This window comes from Coleofasciculus chthonoplastes PCC 7420 (assembly GCF_000155555.1).
GTDB classification, from domain to species: Bacteria; Cyanobacteriota; Cyanobacteriia; order Cyanobacteriales; family Coleofasciculaceae; genus Coleofasciculus; species Coleofasciculus chthonoplastes_A.
On the sequence record NZ_DS989889.1, the window covers coordinates 1 to 10,600 of the forward strand.

11 protein-coding genes, 1 tRNA gene and 1 pseudogene are annotated in these 10,600 nt (G+C 45.3%); 11 read left to right on the top strand and 2 right to left on the bottom strand.

Going from position 1 to position 10,600, the window contains the following annotated elements; translation table 11 throughout:
- From MC7420_RS36055 to MC7420_RS34540, 7 genes and pseudogenes are all read left to right on the top strand, one after another.
- Positions 1–1,732 (top strand): PAS domain-containing protein (locus MC7420_RS36055; RefSeq protein WP_157453455.1); only part of this gene is annotated, 1,732 nt, incomplete at its 5' end.
- A gap of 14 nt (positions 1,733–1,746) precedes the next feature.
- A pseudogene (locus tag MC7420_RS44280) lies at positions 1,747–1,977 on the top strand (GAF domain-containing protein); the annotation flags it as partial.
- Between the two features lie 30 nt (positions 1,978–2,007).
- Complete coding sequence (locus tag MC7420_RS34520) at positions 2,008–4,158, top strand: putative bifunctional diguanylate cyclase/phosphodiesterase (protein ID WP_390436443.1); 2,151 nt, start codon at positions 2,008–2,010, stop codon at positions 4,156–4,158.
- Between the two features lie 306 nt (positions 4,159–4,464).
- Complete coding sequence (locus MC7420_RS34525; RefSeq protein WP_006106639.1) at positions 4,465–5,535, top strand: AAA family ATPase; 1,071 nt, start codon at positions 4,465–4,467, stop codon at positions 5,533–5,535.
- On the top strand, positions 5,528–6,223 hold the full coding sequence (locus MC7420_RS34530; protein ID WP_044211394.1) for a DUF3226 domain-containing protein: 696 nt from the start codon (positions 5,528–5,530) through the stop codon (positions 6,221–6,223). Before MC7420_RS34525 ends, MC7420_RS34530 begins: the two co-directional genes overlap by 8 nt.
- 414 nt (positions 6,224–6,637) lie before the next feature.
- A complete protein-coding gene (gene fabD, locus MC7420_RS34535) occupies positions 6,638–7,519 on the top strand; it encodes an ACP S-malonyltransferase (protein ID WP_006106635.1) in 882 nt (293 codons plus the stop codon).
- 242 nt (positions 7,520–7,761) lie between these two features.
- Positions 7,762–8,400, top strand: a complete 639-nt coding sequence (locus MC7420_RS34540) for a lysophospholipid acyltransferase family protein (protein WP_044211396.1) — start codon at positions 7,762–7,764, stop codon at positions 8,398–8,400.
- A 44-nt stretch (positions 8,401–8,444) separates the two neighbouring features.
- Here MC7420_RS34540 and MC7420_RS34545 read toward each other — a convergent pair whose 3' ends face one another.
- Positions 8,445–8,948, bottom strand: coding sequence for a hypothetical protein (locus MC7420_RS34545; RefSeq protein WP_006106631.1), 504 nt, complete (start codon positions 8,946–8,948; stop codon positions 8,445–8,447).
- 190 nt (positions 8,949–9,138) lie between these two features.
- On the opposite strand from MC7420_RS34545, the gene MC7420_RS34550 reads away from it, so the two are divergent.
- Positions 9,139–9,212, top strand: a tRNA-Val gene (locus MC7420_RS34550).
- 73 nt (positions 9,213–9,285) lie between these two features.
- Here the strand turns inward: MC7420_RS34550 and MC7420_RS42175 are convergent.
- Positions 9,286–9,507, bottom strand: a complete 222-nt coding sequence (locus MC7420_RS42175; RefSeq protein ID WP_006106630.1) for a hypothetical protein — start codon at positions 9,505–9,507, stop codon at positions 9,286–9,288.
- 163 nt (positions 9,508–9,670) lie between these two features.
- Here MC7420_RS42175 and MC7420_RS34560 point away from each other — a divergent pair, with 163 nt between their 5' ends.
- From MC7420_RS34560 to MC7420_RS34570, 3 genes are all read left to right on the top strand, one after another.
- Complete coding sequence (locus tag MC7420_RS34560) at positions 9,671–9,973, top strand: DUF433 domain-containing protein (RefSeq protein WP_006106640.1); 303 nt, start codon at positions 9,671–9,673, stop codon at positions 9,971–9,973.
- Positions 9,974–9,977: 4 nt separating this feature from the next.
- Entirely contained in the window at positions 9,978–10,310 is a 333-nt protein-coding gene (locus MC7420_RS34565; protein ID WP_044211398.1) for a DUF5615 family PIN-like protein, read from the top strand.
- Positions 10,311–10,388: 78 nt separating this feature from the next.
- On the top strand, positions 10,389–10,600 hold a 212-nt coding region (locus tag MC7420_RS34570), incomplete at its 3' end, for an AbrB/MazE/SpoVT family DNA-binding domain-containing protein (protein ID WP_006106636.1).

Genomic DNA, 10,600 nt, shown 5'->3' on the forward strand with positions numbered 1-10,600 from the left:
GGGAATTTCCCCGCACAATACATTGGAGTTTTATGCAGCCGTGAAACATTTAGAAGTAAACTACAGCCATTTATTGGAAAAAGATACACAACCCGAACTAAAGACAACCGTACTGGAACTTCTCAGTATCCCGACGCATCCACAATCGAGCTGGAGAGGAGACAGTGACACCCTATTGTGGCAAACGCTAGTGCAATCCATTCCCCTACCCTTGGTTATTGCCCGCTTAAGCGATGGTGTTATTCTGTATGCTAACGATCATTACGGCTCGACCTTTGATCCCAGCCAACAGAAGCGTTCCAGAGTCAATCAACCCGTTTGCGATCGCCAAACTCTATCCTTCTATCACGATCCCGCCCAACGACAGAGAATATTACAGGTTTTACTTAGTCAAGGCTATTTGCGGGATTACGTGGTCAAAATGCCGAGTCACTATGGCAAGCCGATTTGGAGCCTAGTTTCTCTGCAACGGTTAACCGTTAAGCGGGAATCCGCCTTTCTTGCCATTTTCCAGCCGATTACGGACGACTCGCATCACCACGAACCCTTACCCCCATCACCTCAGGAAACAGCCCCATCACCCCAACCAACACGCCGCCCGTTAATTGCTAATGCCGTGTGTGAACAGGAGGTCAAATTTTGTACCTTAGCCGAAACCATTCCTGCCGCTGTCCTAATCTACAAAGGCAATCAGTTAGTCTATGTTAATTCCATAGTCTGCGAAATTACAGGATACAGCCAATCGGAATTATTAACCATGGATTTATGGGACTTGCTGCATCCGAGTAGCCACGCCTTCATGCCTAAACAATCCCTAAGTGAAAAGGCGCAGACGGGAGCAAAACGTCGCTATGAAGTGGAAATCCTAACCAAAACCGGTGATAGGCGCTGGCTGGATACGAGTACCCGGATTATTGAGTTTCAAGGAAAACCTGCCATCCTCTTAAGCGCCTTTGATATCAGCAATTACAAGCAAGCTGAAGGGGCTTGGCAAGAAAGTCAGCGCACCCTAGCCACACTGATGGGCAATCTGCCCGGGATGGCGTATCGGTGTCGGGCGGATAGTCAATGGACAATGGAGTTTGTCAGTGAGGGCTGTTTTAATCTGCTACACTACAATCCCCGTGATTTGGTGGAAAATCGGGCATTAGTGTTCAGTGACGTGATTCATCCAGAAGACCGAAAACGGGTGAAGCAGGATGTGCAAGCCGCCGTTACTGAAAAACGACCCTATCAACTCGAATATCGGATTACTACAGCCACAGGGATTCAGAAATGGGTGTGGGAACAAGGGTGCGGCATTTTTTCTCGCCATGGAGAATTACAGGCTTTAGAGGGCTTTATTACCGAGATCACCGAACGGAAATGGGCAACAGACGCCCTAGAACTCTTGCAAACCATGACCCAGGCGATTGGTGAAGCCCCAGATTTTCAGTCAGCCTTGTATGTCACCTTGAGCAAAGTGGGACAAGCCACCCATTGGGATTTGGGCGAAGCTTGGGTCAAACGTGCTGATGGGAAAGTTTTAGAATGTTCCACAATTTGGCGCAGAGGAGAGGAACAGCCTTGGAAAGCAGAAGGTAAGCAGCAAGGTGGAACGGTAAACGGAAATGATCACAGTTTAGGTCACACCAATAAAGGCGCGGCGTCTCCCTATCCCCCTGTCTTAGCGTCTGAGGCGTCCACCCGGCAAGACTTTAGCCATTACAGTCCCGCCTTTACTTTGCTTTAGGCTGTGGACTACCCGGACGAGTTTGGGCATCCCGTCGCCCAGAATGGATTCCCGATGTTTCCCGTGCGCCTCATTCCTCCTTCGTGCGCTCCTCTATGGCAAAAGCTTGTGGTTTGAAAGCGGGCTTTGCGGTGCCGATTATCGCTCATGATCAGGTTTTGGCAGTATTAACGTTTTTCCGGTTTGAATCGCGGCAAACGGATCGGCGTTTGGTAAACTTGATTTCTACCGTAGCCGCCCAATTAGGGGTAGCGATTGAGCGCAAACAGGCGGAAGTGGCGTTGCGTTCCTCTGAGGCGGAGTTGCGGGCATTATTTGCGGCGATGACGGATTCTATCTTTGTCTTGGATAGCCAGGGATGTTTCCTGAAAATTGCCCCGACGAATCCTGATCCGAGGCTATTACCTGAAAATGCCAATGAGTTCGTGGGCAAAACCCTGCATCAATTCTTTGCCCCTACTCAAGCCGATCAGTTCTTGACCTATATCCAGGAAGCGATCGCCACATCTTCGCGTTTGAATATTGAGTATAGCTTAACAGTGCGCGATCGCGAGGTTTGGTTTGCGGCGACGATTTCCCCCACCTTAGAAGATTCTGTGGTTTGGGTAGCACGGGATATTACGGAACGTAAACAGGCAGAACAGGCATTAAAACAGGCAGAAGCCAAATATCGCAGTATTTTTGAGAATGCCTTGGAAGGGATTTTCCAATCCACGGCTGATGGGCATTATATTAGCGCCAATCCTGCCCTTGCCCGTTTATACGGCTATTCCTCTCCCGATGAATTGATGGTGCGACTGACAGATATCGAACATCAGCTTTATGTTGATCCCCAGCGACGGGCTGAGTTTAGTCGGCTATTGCAAGAAAATGATGCGGTAGCTGATTTTGAGTCCCAAGTCTATCGCAAAGATGGCAGCGTGATTTGGATTGCCGAAAATGCCCGTGCTGTTCGGGATATGATGACCGGAGAATTGCTGTATTACGAAGGCACAGTCGAAGATATCACCGAACACAAATTGGCAAAAGACCAACTGCAAACCCGGGCATTTTACGATACATTGACCGGATTGCCCAATCGGGCGTTATTTATGGATCGCTTAAGTCATACTGTAGAGCGAGCCAAACGCCATCCCACCTATCGCTTTGCCCTACTCTTTTTGGATTTAGATCGGTTTAAAGTGGTCAATGATAGTTTAGGGCATTTAGTTGGGGATCAACTGCTGATTGGCATTGCCCGTCGCTTAGAATCCTGTTTGCGGACAGAGGATACAGTGGCGCGATTGGGTGGGGATGAGTTTACTATCCTGCTGGAGGATATTGAAGATATTCACCACGCAACCCGCGTAGCGGAACGAATTCAGCAAGAATTAGCCGCTCCATTTAATTTAGATGGACATGAAGTCTTTACCGGGGCGAGTGTCGGGATTGTTTTAAGTCGAGAGATCCGAAAGGAGGGGGATATCACCAACTATGATTGTCCTGAAGATTTGTTACGGGATGCCGATACCGCCCTCTACCGGGCAAAAGCATTAGGACGCTCCCGCTATGAGATATTTGACCTGACGATGCACCAAAATGCCCTCAGCGTCTTGCAGTTGGAAACCGAATTGCGGCGGGCGGTGGAAAACCAGGAATTTGAGATTTACTATCAGCCGATAGTCTCTCTCTCAACCCATCAGATTGCTGGGTTTGAGGCACTATTGCGTTGGCATCATCCCAGCCGAGGATTAGTGTATCCCGGTGAGTTTATCCCCATGGCAGAGGAAACGGGATTAATTATTCCCATGGGGTGGTGGATGTTGCGCCAAGCCTGTCGTCAGTTAGAACTTTGGCATGATACGGTTCAGGAGAGTGAACTTAATCAAGAACTGGCTCATCAGTTGACGATTTATGTCAATCTTTCCAGCAAACAGTTTTTACAACCGGAACTCCTAGAACACCTGGACAAAATTCTGCACGAGACCCATCTGCATCCGAGTCATTTGAAGTTAGAAATTACTGAAAGCTGCTTACTGGCAGACCCAGAGATAGCGGAAGAACGGCTCAAAGAATTACGCGATCGCCAAATTGGGTTATGTATTGATGATTTTGGTACAGGTTATTCGTCGTTAAGTTATTTGCATCGATTTCCGATTGATACGATTAAGATTGATCAGTCTTTGATTAGTAATATTAGCATCGATGTTCAAGGGCATTGTGAAGCAGGCATGATCAATCGCACCAAAGGATTACCCCTGCAAATTGTCCGCACAATTATCATGTTGGCAGATAGCCTGGGAATGAAGGTTATTGCCGAAGGCGTAGAAACAAAAGAGCAATTAACCCAACTGCGGCTGCTGGATTGTGACTATGCTCAAGGGTATTTATTTCAAGCCCCCTTAGATGCGTTGACAGCCGGAAAACTGCGCGTTGAGCCTCAATGAGATGAAGTGGATTCGGTGGGCGTCCTCAGATGGTGATCTACCCATCCACCCAGAACACTGAAAAGCGTGTATTTTGGTAGGACCGAAACCCTTAATACCTTAATATACCGTAGGGTGGGTTTCGGCTTCGCTCAACCCACCAGAATACGAGGAGCGTACCATTCGATATAAGTTTATATACCCACCAATAGCGCGATCGCTTATCCTAAATCTAGAAGCACAAATCAGTTAAGATAACCATGAGGCTGATCATCTCCAATGAACTCATCCAAACTATCCAAACGTCCAAAGGTGGATTACTGACTGATGTTAAAAAACATTGAGATTACTAATTTTAGATGCTTTGAAGCAACAAAAATTTCTGGATTTAAGAGAGTTAATTTAATTGGGGGTCAAAACAATGCTGGTAAAACGGCTTTGCTGGAAGCCGTGTTATTAAATAATTGTCCTAAATCGAGAACTATTATAGAACTGAAGAGGATAAGGCAAGAAGCATCAGACGTCGAGAAAGCTATGCCAGAGCGAGCCTGGGATAGTTTTTTTTTGAATCAAGATAAGCGAACAACGATCAAAATAACTGGAACAAGTATCCAGAATGTCAGCACCATTGTTGAAATCCTGGTTTGTAATTCTATAGAAATCTTGGAAGATGAGAAAGAAGCTAGAAAGTTGATGACTCTGATATCTAAAAATGAACCCCCGTCGTCAGTTTTGCAAGTTCGATTCATCCAAGATAATCAAGAGAAATCTAAGTATACTGTTATAGCAACTTCAGATGGAATGTTGTGCCGTGATGTACCCGATTATAATAATCTGCCTATCATTCCATCTTTTGGAAGACTGTCAAATAAAGACTTAACTGAAGAGTATGACAAAGCTCGTTTAAATGATAAAGATGAGGAAGTCCTCAAAGCCTTTCAAATATTAGATCCTTCGATTGAAAAAGTAGAAAGTTTTTCTATTGGAGAACCGACACTCTACTTAGTTAGGAAAGAACGGAAAGGACGGTTGCCACTTTCTTTGTTTGGAGATGCGATTAATCGCGTAGCAGCGATCATGCTCAAGCTCATCAATAACAACTATAAGTTTTTGTTAATCGATGAAATAGAAAATGGTATTCACTATACTAAACAGGAAAAATTTTGGGAACACTTATTTCAACTTGCTTCAGAATTAGATATACAAATTTTTGCCACAACCCATAGTTTAGAGATGATTAAAGCTTTTACAGAGACAGGAGTTAGTAAATATCCAGATATCGGTGCCTATTTTGAAATTGCCAGAAAGCCTCGCAGTAATTCAATTATAGGAATTAATCGTGATCTAGAAACACTAAAATATGCTATAGAACATGGCAAAGGAGTGAGGGGTGAGTAACTTACTTATCGTTGAGAGCAAAAATGATAAGTTGTTCATGGAAGCCTTAATAGATAACTTAAATTATGATATTTCCATAGAGCCTCCCATTTGCATCAATGACTATGAATGCTTGGGAGGATTGGACAAATCTAAACTGATCAATGCTCTCAACGCTTTAGCAGCCGATATTCAGAAAAGAGATATACAAAAGGTTGGTATTGTCATAGATATCGATAATTTTTCTGTAGATGAGCGAATTCAATGGGTGAACGAATGTATTAATCAAGTTTTCACAAATAGTGCCAATTTATCACAAATAGGAAAATTCATAGAAATTAGTACGGCTACTGGAGAGGTAATCAAGTTATCCTGCTATTTTACCAATGTAGATGGGAAAGGTGAATTAGAAACTGTCCTAAAAACTATTAAGTCTCAGAATTCTACGTTTGCTGATTGCTTAGTCAGTTGGCGGGATTGTTTAGAAAATCAAGGCAAATCAATCACTGGCAAAGAGTTTGACAAGTTTTGGGTTAGTCTCTACATTAGATTTGATACTTGTTCAAAAAAAGAGAAAAAACAAGCGGAAAGAAAATGTAGCATGAAAAACTTTGACTATATCATGAAAGAAAAAGTTGATATTTGGGATTTAGAACATCCTGTACTAGAAGAAGTAAAGAAATTTTTAAGGATTTTTACGGACGAGTAGATATAGAGTAACGCTGATGCCACCAACGCACACGATCAGCGCGATCGCTCAATTGGTTTAGGTGTGGATAACTTTAATACAGATTATTTGTCATTAATATGACTTATGTAAAGACTCTATTGGCGTGGCACACCTTATTTGGTGGATTAGAATTGTAGGGGCGCAAAGACTTGCGCTTGCGCCCGATTCAATGGTCAAATCTATTCCATAATTTTAGCTGTGTCAGTCCAGTAGCGTAACGCACCTTTGCCACGATATGTGGTGTAGCTGCGTAAGTCCTGGTTAAGTTATCTGCACTGATTTCCTATTGAGCGTTGACAGCCGGAAAACTGCGCGTTGAGTCTCAATGAGATATGCATTCCGTGCATTTCTCCTGAGATAATGAATATCCTGACCAACACGAAGGAATAACAAATGACTAAAACTGCATGGGTGTTTCCTGGACAGGGTTCTCAAGCTGTCGGGATGGGAACCGACTTAGCCGATTTACTCCTGGCTCAAGCCAAATTCGCCCAAGCCCAGGAAATCTTAGGCTGGGACGTGCTAGAACTGTGCCAGAGTTCCGACGAGAAACTGTCTCGCACTCTCTATACTCAACCCTGTCTCTATGTCATCGAAAGCATCCTAGCCGATATTATCCAGGAACGCGGACATCAACCGCACCTCGTCGCGGGTCACAGTTTGGGCGAATATGTCGCACTCTACGTGGCGGGTGTCTTTGACTTTGAGGCGGGGTTAAATCTAGTCAAACGTCGTGCTGAACTAATGGATAGTGCCTCAGGTGGCATGATGGCAGCTTTAATTGGATTTAATCAAGAGCAACTTGACCAATACATCCAGGAGCATGAGGATGTAGTCTTAGCCAATGATAATAGTCCAACCCAAGTCGTGATTTCTGGAACCCCCGATGCCGTAGAAGCATTACTGAATCAAGTGAAAGCCAAGCGAGTAGTACGGTTAAATGTATCTGGGGCATTTCACTCACCGTTCATGGCATCAGCCGCGACGGAGTTTCAAGGGGTGTTAGAGTCTGTTCCCTTTAGTGACGCGAAGATTCCCGTGTTATCCAATGCAGAACCTATACCTACCACAGAAGCGGCTGTCCTTAAGGAACGCCTCCAACGTCAAATGACGGGAAGTGTGCGCTGGCGAGAAATTTCCTTACACCTGTCAGAGGAAGGGATTGAGAAAGTGGTAGAAATTGGTCCGGGGAAAGTTCTCACGGGTTTAATTAAACGGATGTGTCGGGATGCCGCCTTAGAAAATATCGGTAGCTTATCAGATTTGCCCGGTTAACCTATTAACCTATCCCCGATCAAATCTTCAAATTGGTTGTTGATAACTGATACTCTAATACAACAGCCCCAAATCTAGGGATTATGTCTAAGTCGATTTGTGGCAATAAACCCAAATCGATTACCTTTTGTCAATAGTCCGTAAATCATAACGAATGACCAATGACATAAGACGTAGCTTGCTTCTCAAGGGAGCGAGTTCTCCACGGTTAATTGAATTTTCCCATCTACTTAGGATGTTCTGTGACTAGAAACCGCGAACCCTTTGCTAGCCTAATTCTCTACCACGCCTTTAAATGGTCGGTAGTTAGCCCAGTGCTTAACATTTACCTACGAGGTCACATCCATGGTGCTGAACATGTACCGATGGATGGTCCACTCGTCGTCGTCAGTAACCACGCCAGTGACTTTGACCCGCCGATTTTGTCCAATTGTGTGCGGCGTCCGGTGGCATTTATGGCAAAAGAGGAACTATTTCGGGTTCCGGGACTCAAACAAGCGATTCAGTTATACGGCGCTTACCCAGTGAAGCGGGGTGCAGCAGACCGGAGTGCCATTCGTGCGGCGATTGAGTGTTTATCACAGGGGTGGGCTGTGGGTGTCTTTTTACAGGGAACGCGCACCCCAGATGGTCGTATCCCTGAACCCAAGTTAGGTGCGGCATTAATTGCGGCGAAGGGAAACGCCCCTCTATTACCCGTGAGTTTATGGGGGACTCATCGCGTTTTTCCCAAAGGATCACCGATACCGCGTCCTGTACCCGTAACCGTGCGAATTGGTCAACCCATTGACCCCCCAGCTTCGACGAAACGACCTGATTTAGCCGCCGTGACTCAGAGGTGTCAAGCTGCTATTCATGCTTTACATGATTTAGGGCGATGAATTAGATGCGATAAATCGCATCGGGTACAGGACGTGCTTTTCGGTTAATCAAAATAGAAAATTGTCACCACCTTGCGTTGTTCCTCTGCCTCCTCACAGGTTCTCAGCAAGGTTTTGCTGTCATGAAAGGCGAAGCAAACAAGCTGTTGACATCGGGAAATGATTTCGGAGTTACACAACGCACTGGCTTCTGCCAGAGACAGATGATCATTTTCTGAGTTTTCTACTAAGTGCATCACTTGTTGGAGTTGAACTTGCGACTCCCGTGGCTGACGTTCTAAGCTTTGGGGCAAAATGACCGTCAGCAAATTCGGGTCAGCACGCATCGCACCACGAATTGCGGCTGAGTTCGTACCTGTTGCGCCAGAGGTCATCAGACGATTGCCACCTAGAACCAAGGCATAACTCATCATCTCGATCAGATGTTGATGGGTAATGGGTACATGACGCGATCCTAACAGGGCAATCCGCTTAGAACCTGTTTGCTGGATTGTCGCAAGTTCTTGCGCTAAGGTATCTACACCGGAGATTTCTACTGCTTGATTCAAAGATGCTGGTTTAGGCTGAACAACCTAGGTATTTTAGCAAAACCAGCGACAGTTAGGACTATTAGCTCATAAAAAGGTGGCGGAGGTGCTCCAGGTGCAGGGGGGCGGGGAGAGAAAAACTATTTTGGCTTGATCCGACTGGCTTGCCACTTGTTTAATAGTCGTGCTACAGTAAGATACTGTTTGGTTCGGACGCATAGCTCAGTTGGTTAGAGCACCACGTTGACATCGTGGGGGTCACTGGTTCGAGTCCAGTTGTGTCCATTTAATTGTTAATGGCGAGTAGTATCGTGTATCTGGGGAAAAGGATAGACGCGATCGCAATCCTCTCCTATCCCTAAACGCGATCGCATCCCAAAACCCAAAACTGTACTGACTTGGACAGCACAACTCCGCTCAATCCAGCCAGATCGATCAATTGAGTGACTATCGTATCAGGATCTTGACCTCGTTCCGCCAGTTTAGAGAGAGTTTCTGCCCAGTTAATGGCACTAATGACGGCTCCTTGTACTAAGATTTCAGCAAGGTGATCGCTCTTTTGATCAGGGATTGACGCCAACTGGGAGGGAGAGGGTGATCGTCTCTAGGGAAGAAGGAGCGATCACAATCAGACCCTACCCCAAACGCCATCGCCCTAGGGTCAAGTAATCCCAACAGTTGGTGACTAGAGATGGCTTTCGATAAGCTAAGTAAAAGGCTCAGGTTAACCTTGGAGATAGTCTATGGTGGCAGTAATTTCTGAACATATTGAAATCACACCAGGAGTGTGTGGTGGGAAGCCGCGTATTGCTGGACATCGGATTCGGGTTCAAGATGTCGTTATTTGGCATGAACATAAGGGGATGTCTCCTGATGAAATTGTGTCTCGATATCCTACGATTACGTTGTCAGACGTATACGCGGCTTTGGCTTATTACCATGATCATATTGAAGACATACAACAACAAATGCGAGAGGGCAAAATTTTGGTGCGTGAATTGCAAGCGAAAACTCCTTCCAAAGTGCAGCAAAAATTAAGAGGATAGAGTTTTGAAAAAGATCAGGTGGCACTTGGATGAACAAGTTGATCGGGCAATTGCTCAAGGGTTGAAACAACGGGGTATTGATGTCACGACGACACCTGAAGTAGGACTTTTAGGTGCAGCCGATGAAGAACAATTGACTTTCGCGATTGCTCAAGAGCGAGTAATATTTACCCATGATGAAGATTTTTTAATCCTTCATCAACGTGGTTTAGAACATTATGGTATTGCTTACTGTCACCAAAATAGTCGGTCAATCGGTGAGATTGTGCGAGGATTGATTCTGATTTCAGAGGTACTTGAACCATTAGATATGCACAACCACGTTGAATTTATTTGAGAAAGGCGATCGCTCTTGGTAGACTATCACCTTTGATGCTGCTGTAGGGGCGACCCGCTTTATTATGATTGAAATCAAATGATTCAGGTTTCGCAGATGACTGTGGCTCAAGTGAGTAGCAACTATGAAATTGAGATTCCGGTAACGATTCGAGAAGCATTAAAGCTGAAGCCGGGAGATGCCTTAGAAATCAAAGTTGTGGATGGTGCTGTGGTGATGATGCCCGTTCCCAGTTATACATCGCGCCTGTTTGCCAAGCATCAAAATCTCTGGCGAGGGGTGGATGCTGT